Source organism: Terribacillus aidingensis, from assembly GCF_040703035.1.
GTDB lineage: Bacteria > Bacillota > Bacilli > Bacillales > Amphibacillaceae > Terribacillus.
On the sequence record NZ_CP159996.1, the window covers coordinates 506,838 to 527,771 of the forward strand.

Genomic DNA, 20,934 nt, shown 5'->3' on the forward strand with positions numbered 1-20,934 from the left:
TCTTTATCAGCTATTACATAAGAATTGTTGATAATGCAGACATACATAAAAAATATTCATTTTTATTAACAGCAGCGGAAAAATAAGTGAAACTGCCCAAAAGGGTAGTACAAATGTGCATTTGAAAAAAATGCAGCTGTTATATAATGATCTGTAAAGGAGGCGTTGAAATTAATGCCAAATCAAGATAATTTAATTAATGAGTTGGAATCCAATTACAAATATAGTGTCGAAAACAATAACTTGGTTGCAGCGCGAATTCCAGGGCTGTTTTTTATATTAATGTCATTAGCAGTTGCGTGCGCCATGGAAATTCACGGAAGTTCTGTTCATGTGGGTATATTAATATATACCATACTGTTCGGCTTGTTTGCAGTGTTGTATTGGTATTCCAATAAACTCTTGCTGAAAAGAGCATGGTTATATTTTATTATACAAGGATCTCTTGTATATATAAGTGGGATTTTTATGGGGATTTATCCTGTTTCCTTAATAACACTGTACCCTTTACTACTTAGCCAAACTATGGGGATGATTGGGCAAAGGAAGCGCTATTACGTTATTTTTATTTTGCTGTTATTCTGCAGTAGTTCATTAGTTTTGGTGGATATGGACATTATTGTCTCATATTCCGCAGTTGCGATACCTAATATGATTGTCTTGATTGCTTATGCTCGTATCTTCTTTAATCAAGTCAATGCTAAAATACGATCGGAGAGATTGGTGGAAGAATTAGAAGAAGCGTACAAACAAGTACAGCGTCTTACTTTACACAATGAACGTCAGCGAATGGCTCGCGATTTGCATGATACTTTAGCGCAGGGATTAGTTGGTTTGAAAATGCAATTAGATGCAACGAAAGGTTATTTATCTTTAGGGAATACAGACAAAGCAACAGAGTTAATTGATACAGCCATCACAAGAGTAAGTGAATCATTAGCAGAAGCCCGGCGCGTTATCGATGATATAAGGTCACATACGAATATCAGTTTTTCGCAGCAGGTTGAGGACCAAATGAATAACTTCGAAATGACTACTGGTATCCAGTATGTCTTAGAAGATAGACTTAATGAGGAAATCTCAACTTCCATAGCTGAACAAAGTTTAAGAATTCTATCTGAATGTCTCACAAATACCGCAAAGCATGCTAATGCTAACACAGTATGGGTGCATATATATAAAGAAAAAAATGCTATGAACATGGAAATTAAGGATGATGGAATTGGGTTTCAGGCTATGAATAAGTTAGGTAGGAAAGGACATTATGGATTGCTTGGTATACAGGAAAGAGTCCGAAATTTAGATGGTGATATCCGCATTATCAGCAAAGAAGGAACCGGAACTGAAATAATCATTACTATACCGTTAGAAGGAGCTTTGTAATGCCACACAAAATACTGATTGTTGATGATCATTTAGTAGTAAGAGAAGGATTGAAACTTCTTGTTGGTTTGAATCCTGAGTTTGTAGTTGCAGGAGAAGCGGAAAATGGAAGAGAAGCAGTTGAATTAACGGGAGAACTGAATCCTGATGTCATATTGATGGATTTATATATGCCTGTAATGACGGGCCTCGATGCTATCAAGGAAATCAGTGAAAGACATCCAGCTATTCCGGTTATTATTCTGACAACATACAATGAAGATAAGCTGATGGCAGAGGGAATGGAATTTGGCGCAAAAGGTTATCTGTTAAAAGATACAAGCCCAGACAATTTGTTTAGGACATTGGATGCTGCGATCAGAGGAGATACACTTATCAATTCTGAGATGATGACCAGAATCCAAGCCTATAAGAGAGAAGAAGAAAAACAAAGAGTAAATCCAAAGATTTATTTGTCGCGTAAAGAAATTGATGTATTGGAAGCTGTAGCAAGGGGTGCAAAGAGTAAAGAAATCGCGATTGATCTTAAAATCTCTGAAAGAACTGTTAAAGCAAGGCTTACTGATATTTACAATAAATTAGGAGTCAGTTCCCGTGCGGAAGCTGCAGCTCTGGCAATCCAAGCTGGAATCATATCTTTACAGGATTAGCTAACAGCATGTATGTTTGCCTTAAAATAAAGCATGACAAAATAGAGCTTGATTGTTGAGCAGGAATATGGAACACAAGAGAGAACAGTTAACATAGTGAGGTTTTCGGATAAGCTAAAAAAAGTGGAGAGTACCTCGCAGTATGTGAAGTTAATAAATAAAAGGGTATAGCGAAAAAGATAGTGTGATAGTGAGCTGATGATGGAAGATGGTTGAAATGGAAGATTTACCTGTCTAGTCCTCGTTATGCTATGAAAGATCTCGAACTTGGCGGAAAGCAGATTAAGAAAGGAGATTTGCTCCTTCCCTTAATGAAATCAGCGAATCAAGATGAGCAACATTTTACAAACGCGCAAGAGCTTGATATTACACGTCAAATTAAACGTATGTCGCCTTTGGAAACGGTGTTATATGTGTTTAGGTGCACCTCTAGCCAGTATGGAAGGAGATATAGCGTTTACAACCCTGCTAAAGCGCATGCCACATCACTAGGGAGAGCGTCAAATGGCAATTTAAGCTTGCAGCTCAAGCCCTGCCTTCACTTCCGGTTTCTTTTTAAGGAGCGGCTCTGTTTGCAGAGTGAATGCAACTTAATACTTAATCATCAAGTGGATTTGATTAAAAGAGGCGAAGCATGCTTTTACAAAACAGCTTGCTTCTTTTGTTTATAACTCCAGAGGTAGTCATGCTGCTAGTAGCATGAAAGGTGTAAAATATGTTACAAAGCCTACATAAAAGATCTCTCAGATTTTTCTGAGAGATTTTTTATGGTGAAGTGCTGTTTAATATTTGAACCGGTTCACAATAATTTGCAATTCCTCAGCTAAATCCGAAAGAGAAACAGCAGCATTCGAAATATCTTCCATAGAACTTAATTGTTCGTCTGTTGCTGAAGCAACAGCCTTGGAGCTGGATGATGTTTCTTTTGTTCCTGTTTCAAGAGTTGAAAGACTATGCTGCACTACTTCTACACCTGCAGTTAATTGCTGGGTGGCAGCTGCAACTTCTTGAATCTGGGCTGTTATCTGTCCAACAAGATTTAATATCTCGTTAAACTGCTGCTGGCTTTCGTTAGCGTAATTCATGCCTGAATCCACATTTTTCTGCACATTATGGATATTGACTACGGTATCTTTTGAGTCCGTTTCTATTGTGGAAACTAAGTGCTTAATATGGCTGGCAGATTGGTTTGTTTCATCAGCCAGCTTTCGGACTTCTTCGGCTACAACGGCAAAACCTTTTCCTTGTTCACCGGCTCGTGCAGCTTCAATGGCTGCATTTAATGCAAGGAGATTGGTTTGTTCCGAGATGTCTGTGATGAGAGAGGACATGTGACTTATTTCTGTTGTGCTTCTCACTAATGACTCTAATCCGCTCCCAGCTTCTTGGACAGAGTGATTGATTACAGTCATTTGTTCTGACATCATATTTACAGAAGAGACACCCAGCTCTGCTTTATCCTTCATAAAGGAGGAATTTTCAGCAATGCGGTTTGTGTTGTCAGCTACATTGGAAAGGCTCTCTAAAATCTCTGTTATGGATCCAGAGCTCTGTTCTGTCATGTTACTTTGATTTGTACTAGTTAAAGCAATTTCCTTCATGGATTGTGAGATTTGGTCTGAAGTAGCTCTAGACTGTTCAGAGCTTGCCGATAATTCTTCTGAAGCGGCCGCGACCTGTTGGGATGAACTGCTGATCTGCTTTACGATACCTGCCAGTGAGTGAACAAAAGCATTAAAGGATGCGGCAAGCTGACCAAATTCATCCTTACTTTTGACTGCGACTTTTTGAGTCAGGTCCGCATCTCCCTGTGCAATATCCTCAAGCTGCCTATTTAAACTTCTAAGAGGCACCAGGATGGATTTCAGAAGCAGCATACTCAAAAGGATACCTAATATAATGGAAATTATTGTAACTAAACTAATGAACCATCCACTTACAGTTCCATATCTATGAATATCTGCTTCTAAATCATTCACATCATTATTCAATTGATCGACTAACTCATTTACGGATGGATCTAGTAATTCCTTCCGTAATGTTCTTTCCTCTCCTAAGTGAAGTGATTCTGCTTGTTCGGGATTGGAGGCAAATTGAGTTACTACTTCCTGATTCATACTCCAAAACTCTGAAAAGTTATCCCGAATATCATTTACGTTCGTCAAATAATCCTTATTGTGGATGAGTGATTCCAATTCATCTAAAGTTGAGAAGATATCCTCGGATTTCTCTTCCATTCCATCAGAGAAATCCTGTTCGCCAGTGATGAGAAAACCTCTTTCATCATTCGATAAGCCAGCTAGTCTATACTGGACATGTTTGATTTTGTTTTGAAACTCCATTTTATCCTTTAGGATATCATTCTTCTCTGTAATGGAAGAATTGATGAAGATGGAGGAAACCCCAATTAGTAATAAGGAAAATATTAAAATTGAAATTATACCAAGAAGTTTTGTTTTGATTTTCACGATTAAATTCCTTTCTAATAAAAAAAGCTCTACATATTAATTAGCTGCTTAAAACTATTAAGGCTCCCAAACCAAGATATTTCTTTCTGATTAATTAATATGCACGGTATATATATCGACCAACCTAGGCAATCTTAAAGGCTCTTACGAGATATAACAAGAGAGCTAGGTGTTTCAGTTGAATTAAAAAGCTACAGATTAATCTGTAGCTCACTAAAATTGTTAAATAACTGCCTCTTTCATGTCGATTAGCGTCAATAATGATCGTTCTCATTAACAGCCTGTTTACAATGAATTGACCTCTTCTTAACAGTCCTCTGGTATCTTACTTATGTACCTTAATTTTCTAAAGGGAGAGGTTTCAATGCTGAAAAAATGGATGGTAGCATTGGGAATGGTTTCAGTTCTTATGTTGGCGGCATGTAATGATGGTGACGATGAAGATCCAGCTGATGATGAGCAAATGGAGGAACAAGAGCAAGAACAGGAACAAGATCAAGATCAAGAGCAAGATACTGATGATAGAGAAGAAGATACAGATCAATCTGAATAATATATAGTGGCTGAAAGGCGTTCCTTTGTGGTTCGCCTTTTTTAAATTCAGTACTACATGAACACCCATTTAGAATTAAAGTGGTGCACTATAAAAACATTCTTTTATTAGTGAAAGTAATGAGTGGTAGGAATAAGACATATAGGCAGTTACTAGCCTCTCAAGTGTACAGCTTTACAAGAGGCAATTTTTTCCGTTTTGAAAAAAGCTAATCGAGTAGTACCCAGCCAATTGAGATTGAGAAACAGAGGTGAGATTTTTTGGTTAACAATTATATTTGGAATATTGATTAAATGTTTGTATGGGGACTCTCTTATTCTTTTGAACTAGCTGGAACGATACTATATCGTGAACATCTTTAAACATTTAACAATTTCTATTTAAATTGTCTGTAGTTGACCGATATAAGGGAGGCAGGTGGTTTTAATGCATAGTAAATAAGACCTTCGAAAACATCCTTTAAGTGGTGGTTGATGAATTAATATACCTATAAATAGGGGAATTAGTTATAATTAGACAAGAAAATATGAGTAATTTATAATGCGAAAGGGAACGTGAAGTTGTGGCGTGGTGTATTTAGAACTATAAATCAAAATTATTAGGCAAACTTATCGAAAGATAGGGACGCAAAGCTACGAGTCTAATATCCGTATGGATAATGATAGTCGGGTTGCCAAGTATGAAATTATATCATTGGCTATCCTTGTCTATATTAGGATAGCTTTTTTCACACTTAAGCGGTAATTATAGTTTTACCAGGCCTATAGAAAAAGGAGCGAACGAAATGATAGTAGTAGATAAAAAGAAGTATAAGATGGCGATTGATGAAAATTCCAAAGAAGTACATGTCCAGGTGCATGGATTAATGAGGGAGGAAGATGCAGAAGGATATATGGTCGATTTGCAGGATACGATCAATAAAGTATCTAGAAAGGATTATACTTTTGTTGTCGATGGAACTCATCAAACACCTGTACCTTCGAAGGTTGTACCGCAGTTGGAACAAACAATGCAATTCTATTCTACTTTAGGTTTTAAAGATACAATTGTAATAAAACCTTCTTCTAAAATCGCTCAAGTGCAAATTAGGAACGCCCTTGAAAGAATTGAATTCACGGGAAGGTTTATGGATAAAGTAAATCATTCTATGTAACATCCGGTTCGCCAAATTTGCAGTGAAAAGGGAGATTAAAACATGCAAGCAACACAGGAATTGTATACATATGAAATTTTAACAAAGAATCAAACAGAAATGATTCAAAAAGCTGCCGAATGTCTTGCCCGTACATTTATTGGTGTAGATGTTGCAGGGAAATGGGTTCAGGAACCGATGGTTGGACAATTAAGTATAGCGTATGAAGATTTCTATGCTTTTACCAAGGATTATTTGGATTCAACTGTAGACCAAGGATATTGCGCAGTCGCTCTAGACACTGATAATCATGTTGTAGGTGTACTTGCCGGTGATACCAATGCACCCGAAATTATCGGAGAGGATGTATTCGAAGGTTCTTTCTATGATATGAATGTTATTCTTCACGTACTGGAAGACGTAGATAAACGCTTTATCGAAGACTATAAAAGACGTAGCGGAAAAGATATTTCCGATGGGGATATGTTGCACCTATTTATGTTGGGCGTGATAGCTGAACAAGAGCGTCATGAAGTAATTAAGCAATTAGGAAATAGATTGATTACAAAAGCAGCGAAGCAGGGGCTGAAGGCAGTAGTGGGCGAAGCGACAAACCCTAAATCGATTCGTGTGATGGAAAAATATCACAACATGAAAAAATACCAAGATATCGAAGGTAATCATATTGTTCATATGTATAAAGACAATAGCAAACTGCAAGCCATTCCTGCGAATGTAGCTGATGGAACATACATTATTATAAGAGAACTATAAAAATATAATTCTGATTGAAACAGAAAGTAGGAGTTTAATTTATCATGGAATTTTACTTGATAGGAATAATAGTCATTCTATTGATAGCTTTAGGTTATTTTGCTTATCAATATGTTGCACTGAAACGTCGTGCACAATTTAACACTTCAGGCAGTGGCGATGAAATTATTTTAAATCGCACTGGGAATGAGCAGCAGCTTGAGAACTTCAGCCATATAGAAAAGAAACTACTATCGTTATCAAAAGATGTGAATGAAAAAGGCGTAAATCTTGCGGAAACAGGTGAATATGCTTCTGAACAAGCTGATATTGTCAGAGCAGCAATTGACGAGGTAGGCAGAGGATTAGAGAAACAATTAGTAGCCACAGAAGAAAGTGCTGCCTCCATGGAAGAAATGACACAAGCGATAGAAAATTTATCAGTTAGATCTAATCAGATTTCAGAACAATCCATTACTACGCTAGAATTAACGCAGCAAGGAAATGAGAAACTAAAAGATTCCTTGGTAAAGATGGATCAATTTAATCAAACAGTAAATACAACCTCTAATGCCATAAACAAACTTGGAGAAAAATCTTATGAAATCAGCAGTATTGTTAAGGTGATTACAGAGATCTCTGAACAAATTAATCTGCTGGCGCTGAATGCAGCGATAGAAGCTGCTCGAGCAGGCGAAAATGGTAAAGGATTTGCTGTTGTTGCAGATGAGGTAAGAAAATTAGCGGAACAAACTCGCCAATCTACTTCAGAAGTATCACATATCGTGAAAAATATACAAGAAGAAACAGCTATAGTGGTTAAGTCAATGAACCAGGGGACCGAAGAATTTAAAGATACGAATGCAGACATTTTAGAGGTTGGAAATATGTTCGAAAAGATACTATCTACTACAAAAATTATTGCTGAAAACAACGAGAACTCTTCTGCAAACACAGAAGAATTATCTACTGCTTCACAACAGATCATGACAACAATCGTTGAGATTGCATCTATCTCACGAGAATCGGTGGAGATGTTTGAGGAACTAATTGAGATTAATGATGAGGAACTTCATACGATACAAAACCTGGTTGAGAAAGCAAGAAATCTTATAAACCACAAAAACGTAGTAGGCGAACTACTAAAAGAGAATGATGATGTTAAAGCAGAGGAAGTAAAAGCGAGTTAAAAATGCCAGAATAAAAGGTCAAGGTAGCAGTTTGACAATATTCGCCTTACCGAATGAAAATATAAGGCTTCTCCATAATTTATCTAATATGGGATGATCCCCTTTTAGTAAACAGATTAAAGAGAGCATTCTGATCTGTTTATTAAGGAGGGGATCTTTTTCTTATGAGAAAATTACTTGCGCTTGTCTTAATTTGTTCTTATAGCTAACAATCCCCTTTTCTACCTAATACATAAAATCGCAATCAGTAATTTCTATAATTATTTAGACATTAGGAGGTAAAATAATGAAGGAAATTCAAAAATTATATCCTAGTATGGACGGGAATGACTTTCAAAGAGAGGAATTATTGTCCTTTTTTAAGTCGATTTTAACAAAAATAGATGAATTAAAAGATCCTAACAAACTAACGCTAGGAGAAATGCCTGAGTACACGGAGGATTACTATAATCGCGTTATTCAAAAGGCGTCTGTTCCAAATACAGGAGTGTCGATGGAGGAAGTGGTTCAGGAGCTTCTAAAATTAGTAGAAGGGCACCGGTTCGTCAATCGAAACTATGTAGCCAATGCAGCTCCCCTTCCCAATATTGCTAGTATCCTTGGTAATCTGGTAATGGTTTTAGTTAATGGTAATAATCTATGGGATGTGGAGGGACCAGCAGCAGCAAAAGCAGAAGTCGAAGTAGCTGCAATGCTATCCAAACTTATCGGATACGATGAAAGCATCAGCGCAGGATATACAACATGGGGAGGACAAGGGGCTGTCTTTAACTCTTTACGTCTTGCCATTGCCCGTTACGAGCCGTTCTCTAATCAAAATGGTGTACCGCAAAATCTCTATTGTTTCTGTTCAGAGCTATCACACTACAGTCTGCTTAAATCTGTAGAAGCAACTGGGATTGGCATAGAAAACATGATTCGAGTGAAAGTTAATGCTGATCATTCAATCAATCTAGAAGATTTAAAAGAAAAAATGGAGCATATTATTGCAAAAGGCGGTGTTCCGCTTTATGTCCTTGCCACAATGGGAACTACTGATACATTTGGGGTTGATGACATTAAGGGGATTAAGCATATAGCGGTAGAAATGGAACGCACCTATGGCATAGATCCAATTTATATCCATGCAGACTCTGCTATGGGGGGCATGTATACTTTCTTTAATAATTACAGCTTTGAAAGCAATACTTTGCAATTTACAGACAACGTTATTGAGGTATTGAAATCCTATCAACAAAAATTTAAAAATATAAATCTTGCAGATAGTATGGTCTTTGATTTCCATAAGCTTGGACAAACGCCATATATCACAAGTTTATTTTTAATCAAAAACAAAGAGTATCTTAAGAATGTTGATTTAGATGCAGTAGAAACGCCGTATGTTGGGAATCGCGGTTATGGTAGTTATCATACAGGTTACACGCTCGAATGCTCGCGAATGGGAAGTGCTTTGGCGATTTATGCATCTTTACTAGCATTTGGAATTGAAGGCTATCAAAAGCTTTTAGCCAATTATATTCATGTTAATATTGCATTTAGAGAGACACTAAAAAGGGAATTTCCGAATGTGGCAATCACGAATGAGGTTTCTCCTATTACAACATTCCGTTTTTATCCTGAGAAGAATAAATGGAATGGTGAATTGAATGGACTGTTAACTATAGAAGAAATGACGGAAATTAATCAATTTAATGACGGGTTTGCAGAGATGATTGGAGCCGAACGAGATACCGTCTACTTTGGATTTACAAAAAAGCAGCGTCTCGTGGAAGCAGCAAACTCAAACAATCGAATATCCATATATGCGCATAAATTTTTTGCAATCTCGCCATACTCGACAATAGAAGAAGTCGACCGTTATGTTGGATTCTTAAAAGAACACTTAGACTTATTTATGAAGACGACAGTAGTACAAGTATAATTGTAAGATTCTGTTCCACTCTCTAACCATTTCTCCTGGTTTATAGGAGAGGGGATCTTTATATTAGGACGTACTATGAAGTAGCTGACAAGTCAGAAGAAACAGCTGGCAGCAGTCCTTACCTTACGTAATATCATTTCTCAAAAAAACATCAAACCTTGACACACTAGGTTTGATGTTTTTTTATCGGAATATGTTATAGATGTATTTAAATTGTTAAATTCAATCGTCCTTATCCCAAACCAAGCTACTACTATTAATCGCATCACTTACGGTACAACATCTTCAAACAGCTCTAATAAATTCTGTATTATATAATTTGGTTCTATTTTTTAAAAACATAGTGCAGGCAGATATACCAGTCAAGACAAGGCAGGTAGGTATGTTATAGCTTTTGCCCATCAAGATATTCGTTTCTAACCGGTCGCTAATGATTAAGCATTTTTCCTTTGAAACATTTAAGTGTTCCAGGATTTTTTGAATGTAATAAGCTGATGGTTTACCGATCACATTATCAACTGTATTATAGACTCTTGCACAGAACAATGACCCAATAAGGAGTGGTTTGAGCAGGGATGCTTTTCGTAGTTGGTCCATAAACAACGATTAAATCACGGTTCGCTGGATTGCCTGTAAAAGCTTGCCCGTTCGTTAATAGAAGCGGCGTAAATTGGGATACATTCAACTTCAATTGCCCATCACTGCTCAACAGCTGATTATCGAAGAAGCTGACCTTTACATTCTGATTCTGGTTTTCCTTCACCATAACTAGCGCTGGAAACTGGGGAGGATAAATAAGAATCGCAGGTGCATCTCCGTCATAATAGCCAGTCACGCGATCGCCTACGGATACCATTGCATGATCCACAAAGTAGGTGGTAGGTAATACAACAAAATTCACGATTGATCCTGATTCATTTTCTAAGGTGAAGAATTTATAACAGCCATCCGCTCGGCCATTTCCCTGGAAATCACTAATCATCGTTACAGTTCCATGGAAGGAATAGAAATTGGTCATATAGATACCTCCATTGTTTTCCATGTACAATATGTAGGTCATTGCCTAATGGATTGTGCGAATGCCTAGAGGAAGATGCTAGCTTCCTTAAATTTAATAACTGTTGCATAAACTTCTTCTTCCGATTGAAAATATTTGTTATGATTAGTTATTGCATCTACTTAGGAAGGATATTTTATGTGAACAGATCTGCAACAAATACGCAAAAACGTTATTATACATTTTTATTGATTCTAGCAATTCTTTTCATTGCTGCTACATTACGTTCACCGCTCACTTCTGTCGGGCCGCTTATACCATTCTTCCGAGAAGAACTGGACGTATCCAACTCCATGATAGGTCTGGTGAATACATTGCCGCTGCTTGCTTTTGGTGTTTTTTCTTCGCTGGTGCCTAAAATATCAAGTAAGTTCGGTATGGAGCTAACGCTGTTAGCAGCGATGTGCATGCTGACTGTAGGTATTTTTATTCGGGCTTTGAGCGGTTTGCCGCTATTGCTATTCGGAACCATTTTACTTGGCATGGCGATCGCTTTTGGGAATGTGCTGATGCCGGGTTTGATCAAGTCTAGTTTCCCTTATCAAATCGGGCTCATGACCGGTATATATTCTGTTTCCATGAATATTTTCGGTGCGCTTGCTTCGGGTATTTCTGTTCCGATTGCCTCTATCCCAAGCTTTGGCTGGCGGAATGCAATGCAAATATGGAGTGTTCTCTCCTTAATAGCAATATTTATCTTATTGCTTCGACTGCCGGCAGCACGTTCGGAGAAAAAGGTATTTGTAAAAGTAGAGAACAAAGCCTCTCGGGGGATATTCAAATCTAAGATTGCGTGGGCCGTAACGCTATTTATGGGTTTGCAATCCTTCATACCGTATAGCTTGTTTACCTGGCTGCCGGATATATTAATGACCAAAGGATTCGATGAAAGTGAAGCAGGCTGGCTCATTGCCATTTATCAGCTAGGGCTGATTCCGACTACATTCATTGCACCTATCATTGCTGGAAGAATGCAAAGCCAGCGGCTAATAGGCTGTATTGCAGGTTTATTATTCTTCTTTGGCTTGTTAGGGGTTACGTTCATTTCGTCTCATCTTATCATCGCACCTCTTATATTAACGGGGGTTGGAGCAGGAACTGCATTCAGCTTAGCTATGATGTTCTTTGTTCTCAGAACCAATTCCATCGCAGAATCTTCCCAGCTATCAAGTATGGCTCAATCGGTCGGCTACTTGGTTGCCAGCATGGGGCCGCTTCTTCTTGGTACAATCGCTGAAAAGACAAATGGATGGATGGTACCGCTGATTATTCTTATGATCGCGGCCTTATGCATTGCCTTTTTAGGGACGATTGCGGGTAGAAATCAAAAAATCTACTTTGGTGCACAATCTACGGGTGAAAAATAAGTCGTCATCAGGCTATTATACAAACAAAAAAGAAGATCACTCGGTGATCTTCTTTTTTGTGCTTATTTATCTAAGATGATGGAAAAACCGCCACCACCCGGATCGTTTTTGTTACTTGCGGTAGAGCCATGGTCAGCGTATCCTGTTAACCCACTTACAATAATCGTGATAGCCAGAATCAAAGTAAAAGTTACTTTTTTCATATAAAGCCCTCCTTTTTATTGTAGAGCAAGAGCATAGTACCGATTTGCAAGTTCGTAATTCTTCTTGGATGAATAGTAGTCTGCTAACTCTTTTGCATAATGTCTTACATTGTAATTATCGTTGATTCTTTGGAAGTAGTCTATACCTTCTTGCCATACGCTTTCAAAATTTAATCTATCTTCATATTTCTTATGAAGCATGGCAAATTCCCAATTCATTTTCATGTTGTCTTCTTCCATGCTAGCTTGGAATCCTTCTTTATATGCTTTTATAGCCTTTGATCGTTGATTCGTCTTCCAATAGCAATCTGCTAACAAAAATAAGACTTTTAACTTTGTACGCTGTTGTTTATTATTATAGGCTTCCTCCAAATACCGAATTGCTGCAGCTGGTAAGTTTCGTCTTGCATAAAGGCCGCCTAAATTGTGATGAATGTAGGAAATCAATGCTTGTTCTTCTGTTTTTCTAGCATGTGTTAGGGCGTTATGAAGATATTCTTCTGCTAAATCAAAATTAGAGAGCTCTATAAAATTTAACCCCTGCAGCACTTCTGAACGAGCAAGTAAAAAATGAAACGGTTGATGCGGTTTAAATAATTGAATGGCTTTTTCTGTATGTACAACTGATAGGGCAATGATCTCTAGGAAGAAATAAGCCATGGCCTTCCGAAAATGAAACTCGCCAACATATACAGGGTCACGCAGCTTATGTAGATATTTTTCGGCTTTTTCAAAACAATCCAGTGCTTCTTGATAATGTTCTTCTTCATAAAAAATCATAGCTTCTGCTAAATGAAGGTGATAGCGGTGGGTGTCTGAGAAGTATTCATAGAGATTTTTGGCTTGTTCTAATGATGCAATACTTTTCATCAAGTCATTCTGAATGATGTAATGTCGGCTTTCCAGCAGGAAGTACGAAAGCCTCGAATCATGATTGTATTCGTCGATGTGGTTTTGCAGTTCTTTATGGATACTGGCAGCAGCTTCTTTCTTATCCAGTCGAATGCTGACAGACCAGTTTTCCAAGCGAGCTGCAATGTCGATAAGTTCAGTACTGTTTCGACTCATAGTGCAGGGCTCCTTAAATTAATATAATTCCATTTTACCAACTATTGTCGGGTTGTGTGTTGGGAATTATTTACACTATTAAGGCATCTTTATGTGAAATAATATCAGTAGATTTCCTGAGATAGGACATAGGCTTCTATATAAGGTTTAACTAATAAAGATAGGAATGCAGAAGGGGAGAAATCAAAGTATATTGAGGGAATAGGGAGATATAGCTGCAAAATCGAGGAAAGGCAAGAAAAGTGTCTCAATGAATTTTGCACGCATATCTCCTTTATTTTTTCCATTTTCTATTTCTATGAATTAGCCTTTTTTCTTTAACATCCGCAATTATCAGCTACATTATCTTGGACCGCTGTTGTGACGGGAAAGTTCATTTCCTTCCAGGCAGCAATTCCTCCGGTTAATTCCTTCACATTATATCCTTTCTCAAGTAGCGATTTTGCTGCTTTGGCCGCTGTATTACACCATACATCCCAGCAAAAAAGTATGATTTCTTTATCTTTTGGTATTTCATTTATACGGTTTACTATTTCTTGTTCAGGGATTACAGCAGTACCCTGGATCGTTACATTCCTTAGATGTTCTGGACCATTCCGTACATCGATTAGAAAGTATTTTTCCGGATTGGCTTGATTTGATCTCATGTAATCCATTGGGCTTATTGTAGCTTCCAGACGTGCATTGAAATATTCTAGTGCATTCATTTATATACTCTCCTTTTATAATGACTTCCAAATTTTAATGAGATAATCTTTCAATAATTGTCTTTCCTGCTGGTTTAAAGGGTTTAAAACTTCTGATTCTATATCAGTCAGGAATTCCCAGCGCGAAGTTAAAACCTCGTTGCCTTTTTCCGTAATGAGAAGACTATAGGATCTTCTATCATTCGGATTTCTTGTCCGTTCCACGAATCCCAACCCTTCCAAGTGATCAATATGACTAACCATTGTTGTACGATCGATTTGGAGATTTTCTGAAATATCTTTTTGCGCGGTATAAGGGTTTTCCTGCACATATAAAAGAACACCATATTGTCTGGCATTAATGTGGAAGGGGACAAGACCTTCTGCAAATTTATTTTCCATTTGCTGCAAAACCTTCCCAAGTAAGAAGCCATAAGATTGATTCCATTTATTCATTGTTACTCACCTCCGATAATTAATCAGTTAATTATATAATCAGTTTAACTGATTAATTTATAAAAAGCAATTGTTAAAGAAAATGTGTATTATGCATTGCACGAGATCGATGGAAACATTGTGAAAAGTATCAAGAAATATAGAAAGCAATATTTTACCCTTTTTTCGATTTTATTTACCATTGCCTCCTGGAGTGAAAGCGCTATATTATCGACTAAAGTAATAATCTCAACATGGAATCCGTTGATTATCCAGGAGGTTGTCAAATGAAAAAAATTACGTTTATTGGAGCAGGAAGTACAATTTTCACAAAGAATGTACTGGGAGACTGCATGTTGTCACCTGCACTGCAGGAATTTGAATTTGCTTTATTCGATATCAATGAGGAGCGGTTAGAGGAGTCGGAGCTGCTGTTAAACGCCTTAAAGCTTTCTTTGCAGGCAGATGTCACCATCAATACGTATACAAATCGCAAAGAAGCATTAAAGGATGCAAGTTACGTTATAAATGCCATTCAGGTGGGCGGCTATAAGCCAAGTACTGTGATTGACTTTGAAATCCCGAAGAAGTATGGGCTCCGGCAGACGATTGCCGATACGGTTGGGATAGGTGGTATCTTCCGGTCGCTGCGGACGATTCCGGTTATGCTGGATATAGCCAAGGATATCGAGGAAGTCTGTCCTGATGCGTGGCTGTTAAATTACACGAATCCGATGGCCTCTCTTACTGGTGCAGTTTCCCGCTATACGAAAGTGAAAATGGTTGGGTTATGTCATAGTGTACAGGTATGTACGAGGGACCTGCTGAAGGATTTGAATATCCCGCATGAGAATATTGAGGAGCGGATTGCTGGTATCAACCATATGGCTTGGCTGCTTGAGATCAAATCAAATGGCAAGGACTTGTACCCTGAGATCAAAAAGCGTGCTAAAGCAAAACAAAAAGAAAAGCATCATGATATGGTTCGCTATGAGTTAATGGACAAATTCGGCTATTACGTGACGGAATCCTCGGAGCATAATGCGGAATACCATCCGTATTTTATCAAAGATAAGTATCCGGAATTGATAGATCATTTAAATATTCCGCTGGATGAGTATCCCCGTCGCTGTGAGGCACAGATTAACAATTGGCAGAAAATCAAAAGCGAGCTGATGAACAATCAAGGTTTAACCCATAAGCGTTCTCGAGAATATGGGTCGCGGATCATTGAAGCCATGGAAACAAATGAACCGTTTGTATTTGGCGGAAATGTCGTGAATACGGGAGGGCTGATTAGCAACTTACCTGAAAAAGCCGTTGTCGAAGTGCCTTGTATAGCGAATCGAAATGGAATTACACCAGCATATATGGGCGAATTGCCGGAACAGCTGGCTGCTTTAAACCGCACGAATATTAATACGCAGCTCCTGACTATTGAAGCTGCCATAACGAAATCAAAAGAAAAAATCTACCAAGCTGCTTTGCTTGATCCGCACACCGCTGCTGAGCTTTCCATGGAGGACATCATCAGCATGTGTGATGATTTGATTGAGGCACATGGGGAGATGCTTCCCGTGTATTATTCTGAAGAGGAAACGGTCAGCCTTAGAAATTAAAGGCTGTTAGTTTCTGAACATCAATGTAAGCGCTTTAATTAGTTGTGGTCTATCAAAAATAGAAATGTGAGGGATATCATGAATAAGAAAATGACATTGCTTCTAGTTTCTTTATCAGCGGCTCTTGTACTTTCAGCGTGTGGAAACGGCGCCAGCGGTGATGGACAAACAAAATTAACGCTCATGTCAACAGCAACGAATAAGGCAGACCAAGAAATCTTCAAGGAAATCGTAACTGAATTTGAAGAAGAAAATCCGGATATCGATATTGAAGATACGTATCCGACTGATGGGTATGAGGAAATGGCACGCGTTAAAATGGCCGCAAACGATATGCCAGATTTATTTGATACACATGGCTGGTCAACTACTCGGTATGCCGAATATACCGAGGATCTAAGTGATATGGAATGGACAGAAAATCTGGATGAAGCGATGGCGGATATTTTAACAGATGAGACTGGAAAGCTGAATGCTTACCCAATAAACCAAGCACTGGATGGGCTGACCTACAACAAAAATCTGTTGGATGAGTATGGAATCGAGCCGCCTGAAACGTTTGATGAGTTCATGACGGCGCTTGAAACAGTGAAAGAAAAGAGTAACGGAGAGGTTGTACCTTTCTGGCTGGGAGGTTCCGACAAGAGTCAATTTGGTCAGTACTTTGACCAGTTCGCCACGCCGCTGTTAATTACGTCACCTTCCAACAGTCATGGTGATGCATTATTAGATGGATCCTTTGACTGGTCAAATTACACGTATTTGCCGGAAAAGCTGAAAGAGATGAATGATAAAGGATTGCTTAATAAGGATGCGGTTACCGCTCAGATTACACAGGTTGCGGAGCTGCTCGCTCAGAACAAAGTGGCATTTATTATGATGAGTGGTTCGATTGGACGTGAGGTATCCGAGCTAAACCCAGAAGTACAGCTGGGCACGATGCCGGTTCCTGCTATACATGAAGACGATAAGCCAAGCTGGATTGGCGGCGAACGCTTTACTTTAGCTATTTCAAAGGACTCTGAGCATAAGGAAGAAGCCAAGAAATTCATCGAATATATCGCACAGCCGGAAGTCGCGAAAAAGTTTGCAGAAGGAACGTCACTGCCAGATGCGTTAACGAATGTTGATGCTGAGAATTATTTTGCTGATTTCTACAGCCAGTATGAAGGTACACGGATTGAGCCTTATTTTGACCGTGCTTACTTGCCGAGCGGAATGTGGGATCCAATGGGAGCAACAGGTCAGGAGCTTATCTCAGGAGCAATGACACCGGAACAAGTATCAAAGAAAATGAGCGAAGAATATAGTCGCTTAGTGAAATAACAAACCGGGGGAGCGGATGCTCCCTTTGTTTACTAAAAGGAGATGAAGAGAATGGATCAGCCTTTATCATCGACTGCACAAGCGAAAAAAACGAAAAAACGCAGAAAAGAATCCTCTCTTTGGTGGATGTACCTGCCAAGTGTCTTGCTCGTCCTGCTTTTTATTGTGTATCCCTTTTTAGATGGCATCCGAATATCATTAACGAATTGGAATGGATTTTCACAAGTCTATGATTATATTGGGCTTGAGCAATATAAGCGAATGTTTGCAGATCCGGACACATGGCTTGTTGTAAAGAACACCCTGCTGTACGGAATTGGGAGTACATTACTGCAAAATATTATCGGGCTGGGCTATGCATTATTGCTTAATCAACAACTGAAGGTACGGACCTTAACGCGCACGATCATTTACTTACCTGTTATTATCAGCCCGCTTGTTATGGGTTACATCTGGTACTTCTTCTTTGCCTATCAAGGAGGAGCGCTGAACGATATTTATAACTGGCTTGGTTTGAATCCAGTCAATGCGCTTGGGAACCCAGAGGTGAACCCATACATTATCGTTTTCGTTAATACATTTCAGTTTGTAGGTGTTGCGATGATCATCTATCTAGCGGGTTTGCAGAGTATTTCCAAGGAATATTATGAAGCAGCGAATATAGATGGTGCGTCAAGCTGGTCTAAATTCAAAAATATCACGCTGCCATTGCTGGCACCTGCGATCACCATCAATGTGGTCATCAACATTATTGGTGGATTGAAATTATTCGATGTAATTGTCTCGCTGACAAATGGCGGGCCGGGAAATGCCTCTCAATCGATGTCGACATTTATGTATTCCCTTTATTTTGCGCGGCAGGATGCTGGTTACGCAGCAACGCAAGGGGTATTAATGGCACTGATTATCCTAGTGCTTAGTTTGGGAGCACTTCTCTACTTAAAACGAAAAGAGGTGGAAGCATAATGAATCAAGTGTCTAAAAGAGCCAAATGGTTTTTAACAGCTGTGGCTTTAGTGATAACTTTGCTCCACTTAATTCCTTACTACATTTTATTAACAACCTCGTTTAAACGAGCCGGCGATTTTTCATCAAAATGGCTATTCCCGGATTACTTTAGCTTCGAAAACTTTACAAATGCTTGGGAACAGGCGAATTTGTCTAATGCGTTCATGAATACCTTTGTCATTACCTTCTTTGCGGCAGCAATGCTCATATTGTTCGGTTCCTTGGCAGCCTATGCGCTGGCAAGACGCCAAACAAGGCTGAATAAGTATGTGTATATGCTGTTTGTTGCAGTGATGGTCATCCCGCCGCTGACAGCACTTGTTCCGTTGTATCAGCTCGTCGTAGACGTTGGTCTTATGAATACACGCCTGGTTGCAGTACTCAATAACGTGGCCGCATTTTTACCATTAACCATCTTCCTGTACGCAGGGTTTATTCGTTCCACAGTACCGAAAGAATTGGAGGAAGCCGCGAAAATGGATGGTGCCAGCACGATTGGAATCTTCTTTCGCGTAGTCTTCCCGCTGCTGAAGCCAATTACGGCAACAGTATTAATCCTGTCCTGTGTATATATTTGGAACGACTATCAATTTGCTATTTTCTTCTTACAAGATTCCGATATGCATACATTGACTGTAGCCCTGTCAAGCTTCTTCGGGCAAAACACCAGCCAGCTCGGCCTTGTGGGAGCAGCTGCACTGATTGCATCGCTGCCAATGGTTTTCTTGTTTCTGTTCCTGCAGCGCTTCTTTATTGAAGGACTTGCAGCGGGAAGTGTCAAAGGGTAAGGAAGAGTCTTATCAAAAGCATAAGCAAGCAAAGTTAAAGCGGCTATTTTCCAGTCGCTTTGTTTGTATTTATTGTTAGATCGGAGGAGGATTATGTCTGTTAATCGGCGTGAGGAAGGGTACGGTGTATATGGTTTTCACTTTTACGACGCACTCTTTAATGAGATGGCAAACATTTTACTGCTTGGAAAAGATAAAAAAGTGCCTGGCGCTGATTATGATTGGTACGGAATGCAGCGAGAGGACGTAGGAACTTACGTATTCCAATATACATTATCAGGAACAGGACAAATTCAGCTTGAAGGAACTACCTACACGTTGGAGCCAGGAGAAGCATTTATGGTGGAAATACCAAGTGATCATCGTTATTATCTGCCAAAGGACAGTGACGGATGGGAATTCATTTTTATTACTTTAGTAGGCAGCAAAGCAGCCGAATGCTGGAGATTTGCTAAAGCGCAAAGCGGTTCTGTGTTAAAAATTTCTCCTGATTCAAAATTGATTCATCTGTTGTTTCGTATTTATCAGGATACGGCAGATCAGAAGATTACCGATGTCTATCATGCCTCGGCAAAAGCCTATGAGTTTATGATGGAAGTGTACCGGTTTATTAGAAACATCGAAAAATCACCAAACGATCTTTCTTTCCAAATCGCTAAAACACTCTCCTATATCCAAACACAATATGCTGACCCACTTACACTGAATGATATTGCAGCTGTTTCTGGCTACTCACGTTATTACTTTCTGAAGCAGTTTCAGAATGAGCTGCATATGACGCCAATTCAGTATTTAACCAAGATCAGAGTGCAGAAAGCAGCCGATCTCCTGCTTGCGACAACTTATTCTGTGAATGAAATCGCAGTGAAAGTAGGCTACGCAAACGCTAATTATTTTAATAAAGTCTTCCGGAAAGCAGTGGGGATGTCTGCCGGTAAGTTCAGAAGGAGCAAGGATGCATCGAAGATTGATCATTTGATTATTGATTAGATAATATGTTGAAAATCTAATGAACTCAAAGTGTAGCTAAAGGTAGAAAAGTTAAAGAACCATTAAATTCAGCCGATAGATAGAGCGGAGGGGTTTTATGGATAAATTGGATTTTTCAAGTGTTGATAATTCTATAATTAATGAGATGGCTGGTAGACTGGGGATTTTTATGGGAGCGTTGCTAGGGGTAGGAATAATATTAATTATACTTTTTAAGTTATTAAGAGTTCCTAATAAGCTAGCTTCTTTTCTATCTACTTGTATAATGCTTTATACTGCATATCTATTACTTACTAAATTTAACGTTTTTACACTTTGAGAAGTGGATCTCTATTTG

At 38.7% G+C, this 20,934-nt stretch carries 22 protein-coding genes and 1 riboswitch; of the genes, 15 read left to right on the plus strand and 7 right to left on the minus strand.

Features of this window, described 5'->3' with window-relative positions; genetic code table 11:
- Positions 1 to 174 precede the first annotated feature (174 nt).
- The 3 genes from ABXS78_RS02860 to ABXS78_RS02870 all read left to right on the plus strand — a co-directional run bounded on the left by ABXS78_RS02860 (position 175) and on the right by ABXS78_RS02870 (position 2,704).
- Complete coding sequence (locus tag ABXS78_RS02860) at positions 175 to 1,383, plus strand: sensor histidine kinase (RefSeq protein WP_366248831.1); 1,209 nt, start codon at positions 175 to 177, stop codon at positions 1,381 to 1,383.
- A complete protein-coding gene (locus ABXS78_RS02865; protein WP_095235281.1) occupies positions 1,383 to 2,033 on the plus strand; it encodes a response regulator transcription factor in 651 nt (216 codons plus the stop codon). Before ABXS78_RS02860 ends, ABXS78_RS02865 begins: the two co-directional genes overlap by 1 nt.
- Positions 2,034 to 2,284: 251 nt before the next feature.
- Positions 2,285 to 2,704 carry a hypothetical protein gene (locus ABXS78_RS02870; protein WP_366249860.1) on the plus strand — a complete coding sequence of 140 codons (420 nt, stop codon included), beginning with the start codon at positions 2,285 to 2,287 and terminating at the stop codon, positions 2,702 to 2,704.
- A gap of 111 nt (positions 2,705 to 2,815) precedes the next feature.
- Here ABXS78_RS02870 and ABXS78_RS02875 read toward each other — a convergent pair whose 3' ends face one another.
- Entirely contained in the window at positions 2,816 to 4,501 is a 1,686-nt protein-coding gene (locus tag ABXS78_RS02875; protein WP_366248832.1) for a HAMP domain-containing methyl-accepting chemotaxis protein, read from the minus strand.
- 364 nt (positions 4,502 to 4,865) lie between these two features.
- On the opposite strand from ABXS78_RS02875, the gene ABXS78_RS02880 reads away from it, so the two are divergent.
- The 5 genes from ABXS78_RS02880 (at position 4,866) to ABXS78_RS02900 (ending at position 10,050) form a co-directional block, all read left to right on the plus strand.
- Positions 4,866 to 5,054: a hypothetical protein gene (locus ABXS78_RS02880; protein WP_366248833.1), complete on the plus strand. Its 189-nt coding sequence runs from the start codon at positions 4,866 to 4,868 to the stop codon at positions 5,052 to 5,054.
- Positions 5,055 to 5,645: 591 nt separating this feature from the next.
- Positions 5,646 to 5,732: riboswitch (cyclic di-GMP riboswitch) on the plus strand.
- A 106-nt stretch (positions 5,733 to 5,838) separates the two neighbouring features.
- On the plus strand, positions 5,839 to 6,207 hold the full coding sequence (locus ABXS78_RS02885; protein ID WP_095218992.1) for a hypothetical protein: 369 nt from the start codon (positions 5,839 to 5,841) through the stop codon (positions 6,205 to 6,207).
- A 42-nt stretch (positions 6,208 to 6,249) separates the two neighbouring features.
- Entirely contained in the window at positions 6,250 to 6,960 is a 711-nt protein-coding gene (locus ABXS78_RS02890) for a hypothetical protein (RefSeq protein ID WP_366248834.1), read from the plus strand.
- Positions 6,961 to 7,004: 44 nt separating this feature from the next.
- On the plus strand, positions 7,005 to 8,129 hold the full coding sequence (locus ABXS78_RS02895; RefSeq protein WP_366248835.1) for a methyl-accepting chemotaxis protein: 1,125 nt from the start codon (positions 7,005 to 7,007) through the stop codon (positions 8,127 to 8,129).
- Positions 8,130 to 8,415: 286 nt separating this feature from the next.
- Positions 8,416 to 10,050, plus strand: coding sequence for a pyridoxal-dependent decarboxylase (locus ABXS78_RS02900; protein ID WP_366248836.1), 1,635 nt, complete (start codon positions 8,416 to 8,418; stop codon positions 10,048 to 10,050).
- A gap of 285 nt (positions 10,051 to 10,335) precedes the next feature.
- Here the strand turns inward: ABXS78_RS02900 and ABXS78_RS02905 are convergent, their stop codons facing one another.
- Together ABXS78_RS02905 and ABXS78_RS02910 are read right to left on the minus strand one after the other, a co-directional pair.
- Entirely contained in the window at positions 10,336 to 10,647 is a 312-nt protein-coding gene (locus tag ABXS78_RS02905; protein WP_366248837.1) for an HAD hydrolase-like protein, read from the minus strand.
- Entirely contained in the window at positions 10,574 to 11,068 is a 495-nt protein-coding gene (locus tag ABXS78_RS02910) for a hypothetical protein (protein WP_366248838.1), read from the minus strand. The genes ABXS78_RS02905 and ABXS78_RS02910 overlap by 74 nt, the downstream gene beginning before the upstream one ends.
- A gap of 179 nt (positions 11,069 to 11,247) precedes the next feature.
- On the opposite strand from ABXS78_RS02910, the gene ABXS78_RS02915 reads away from it, so the two are divergent.
- Positions 11,248 to 12,474, plus strand: coding sequence for an MFS transporter (locus ABXS78_RS02915; RefSeq protein WP_366248839.1), 1,227 nt, complete (start codon positions 11,248 to 11,250; stop codon positions 12,472 to 12,474).
- Positions 12,475 to 12,536: 62 nt separating this feature from the next.
- Here ABXS78_RS02915 and ABXS78_RS02920 read toward each other — a convergent pair whose 3' ends face one another.
- The 4 genes from ABXS78_RS02920 to ABXS78_RS02935 all read right to left on the minus strand — a co-directional run bounded on the left by ABXS78_RS02920 (position 12,537) and on the right by ABXS78_RS02935 (position 14,887).
- On the minus strand, positions 12,537 to 12,677 hold the full coding sequence (locus tag ABXS78_RS02920; protein WP_175074793.1) for a hypothetical protein: 141 nt from the start codon (positions 12,675 to 12,677) through the stop codon (positions 12,537 to 12,539).
- A gap of 15 nt (positions 12,678 to 12,692) precedes the next feature.
- Positions 12,693 to 13,745, minus strand: coding sequence for a tetratricopeptide repeat protein (locus tag ABXS78_RS02925; protein ID WP_366248840.1), 1,053 nt, complete (start codon positions 13,743 to 13,745; stop codon positions 12,693 to 12,695).
- A gap of 317 nt (positions 13,746 to 14,062) precedes the next feature.
- Positions 14,063 to 14,452, minus strand: a complete 390-nt coding sequence (locus tag ABXS78_RS02930; RefSeq protein ID WP_366248841.1) for a rhodanese-like domain-containing protein — start codon at positions 14,450 to 14,452, stop codon at positions 14,063 to 14,065.
- Positions 14,453 to 14,467: 15 nt separating this feature from the next.
- Positions 14,468 to 14,887, minus strand: a complete 420-nt coding sequence (locus tag ABXS78_RS02935) for a MarR family transcriptional regulator (protein ID WP_366248842.1) — start codon at positions 14,885 to 14,887, stop codon at positions 14,468 to 14,470.
- Positions 14,888 to 15,153: 266 nt separating this feature from the next.
- On the opposite strand from ABXS78_RS02935, the gene ABXS78_RS02940 reads away from it, so the two are divergent.
- From ABXS78_RS02940 to ABXS78_RS02965, 6 genes are all read left to right on the plus strand, one after another.
- Complete coding sequence (locus ABXS78_RS02940) at positions 15,154 to 16,485, plus strand: alpha-glucosidase/alpha-galactosidase (RefSeq protein ID WP_366248843.1); 1,332 nt, start codon at positions 15,154 to 15,156, stop codon at positions 16,483 to 16,485.
- 78 nt (positions 16,486 to 16,563) lie between these two features.
- Positions 16,564 to 17,811: an extracellular solute-binding protein gene (locus tag ABXS78_RS02945; protein WP_366248844.1), complete on the plus strand. Its 1,248-nt coding sequence runs from the start codon at positions 16,564 to 16,566 to the stop codon at positions 17,809 to 17,811.
- A gap of 51 nt (positions 17,812 to 17,862) precedes the next feature.
- Entirely contained in the window at positions 17,863 to 18,777 is a 915-nt protein-coding gene (locus ABXS78_RS02950; RefSeq protein ID WP_366248846.1) for a sugar ABC transporter permease, read from the plus strand.
- Positions 18,777 to 19,607: a carbohydrate ABC transporter permease gene (locus ABXS78_RS02955; protein ID WP_366248847.1), complete on the plus strand. Its 831-nt coding sequence runs from the start codon at positions 18,777 to 18,779 to the stop codon at positions 19,605 to 19,607. The genes ABXS78_RS02950 and ABXS78_RS02955 overlap by 1 nt, the downstream gene beginning before the upstream one ends.
- A gap of 93 nt (positions 19,608 to 19,700) precedes the next feature.
- On the plus strand, positions 19,701 to 20,597 hold the full coding sequence (locus ABXS78_RS02960) for an AraC family transcriptional regulator (protein ID WP_366248848.1): 897 nt from the start codon (positions 19,701 to 19,703) through the stop codon (positions 20,595 to 20,597).
- Positions 20,598 to 20,694: 97 nt separating this feature from the next.
- Positions 20,695 to 20,916, plus strand: coding sequence for a hypothetical protein (locus tag ABXS78_RS02965; protein WP_366248849.1), 222 nt, complete (start codon positions 20,695 to 20,697; stop codon positions 20,914 to 20,916).
- Positions 20,917 to 20,934 lie beyond the last annotated feature (18 nt).

Bases quoted from the DNA above. Each gene is read 5' to 3' on its own strand.
- ABXS78_RS02860 (WP_366248831.1), top strand. From the start codon at position 175: ATGCCAAATCAAGATAATTTAATTAATGAGTTGGAATCCAATTACAAA.
- ABXS78_RS02865 (WP_095235281.1), top strand. From the start codon at position 1,383: ATGCCACACAAAATACTGATTGTTGATGATCATTTAGTAGTAAGAGAA.
- ABXS78_RS02870 (WP_366249860.1), top strand. From the start codon at position 2,285: ATGAAAGATCTCGAACTTGGCGGAAAGCAGATTAAGAAAGGAGATTTG.
- ABXS78_RS02880 (WP_366248833.1), top strand. From the start codon at position 4,866: ATGCTGAAAAAATGGATGGTAGCATTGGGAATGGTTTCAGTTCTTATG.
- ABXS78_RS02885 (WP_095218992.1), top strand. From the start codon at position 5,839: ATGATAGTAGTAGATAAAAAGAAGTATAAGATGGCGATTGATGAAAAT.
- ABXS78_RS02890 (WP_366248834.1), top strand. From the start codon at position 6,250: ATGCAAGCAACACAGGAATTGTATACATATGAAATTTTAACAAAGAAT.
- ABXS78_RS02895 (WP_366248835.1), top strand. From the start codon at position 7,005: ATGGAATTTTACTTGATAGGAATAATAGTCATTCTATTGATAGCTTTA.
- ABXS78_RS02900 (WP_366248836.1), top strand. From the start codon at position 8,416: ATGAAGGAAATTCAAAAATTATATCCTAGTATGGACGGGAATGACTTT.
- ABXS78_RS02905 (WP_366248837.1), bottom strand. From the start codon at position 10,647: ATGGACCAACTACGAAAAGCATCCCTGCTCAAACCACTCCTTATTGGG.
- ABXS78_RS02910 (WP_366248838.1), bottom strand. From the start codon at position 11,068: ATGACCAATTTCTATTCCTTCCATGGAACTGTAACGATGATTAGTGAT.
- ABXS78_RS02920 (WP_175074793.1), bottom strand. From the start codon at position 12,677: ATGAAAAAAGTAACTTTTACTTTGATTCTGGCTATCACGATTATTGTA.
- ABXS78_RS02925 (WP_366248840.1), bottom strand. From the start codon at position 13,745: ATGAGTCGAAACAGTACTGAACTTATCGACATTGCAGCTCGCTTGGAA.
- ABXS78_RS02930 (WP_366248841.1), bottom strand. From the start codon at position 14,452: ATGAATGCACTAGAATATTTCAATGCACGTCTGGAAGCTACAATAAGC.
- ABXS78_RS02935 (WP_366248842.1), bottom strand. From the start codon at position 14,887: ATGAATAAATGGAATCAATCTTATGGCTTCTTACTTGGGAAGGTTTTG.
- ABXS78_RS02940 (WP_366248843.1), top strand. From the start codon at position 15,154: ATGAAAAAAATTACGTTTATTGGAGCAGGAAGTACAATTTTCACAAAG.
- ABXS78_RS02945 (WP_366248844.1), top strand. From the start codon at position 16,564: ATGAATAAGAAAATGACATTGCTTCTAGTTTCTTTATCAGCGGCTCTT.
- ABXS78_RS02950 (WP_366248846.1), top strand. From the start codon at position 17,863: ATGGATCAGCCTTTATCATCGACTGCACAAGCGAAAAAAACGAAAAAA.
- ABXS78_RS02955 (WP_366248847.1), top strand. From the start codon at position 18,777: ATGAATCAAGTGTCTAAAAGAGCCAAATGGTTTTTAACAGCTGTGGCT.
- ABXS78_RS02960 (WP_366248848.1), top strand. From the start codon at position 19,701: ATGTCTGTTAATCGGCGTGAGGAAGGGTACGGTGTATATGGTTTTCAC.
- ABXS78_RS02965 (WP_366248849.1), top strand. From the start codon at position 20,695: ATGGATAAATTGGATTTTTCAAGTGTTGATAATTCTATAATTAATGAG.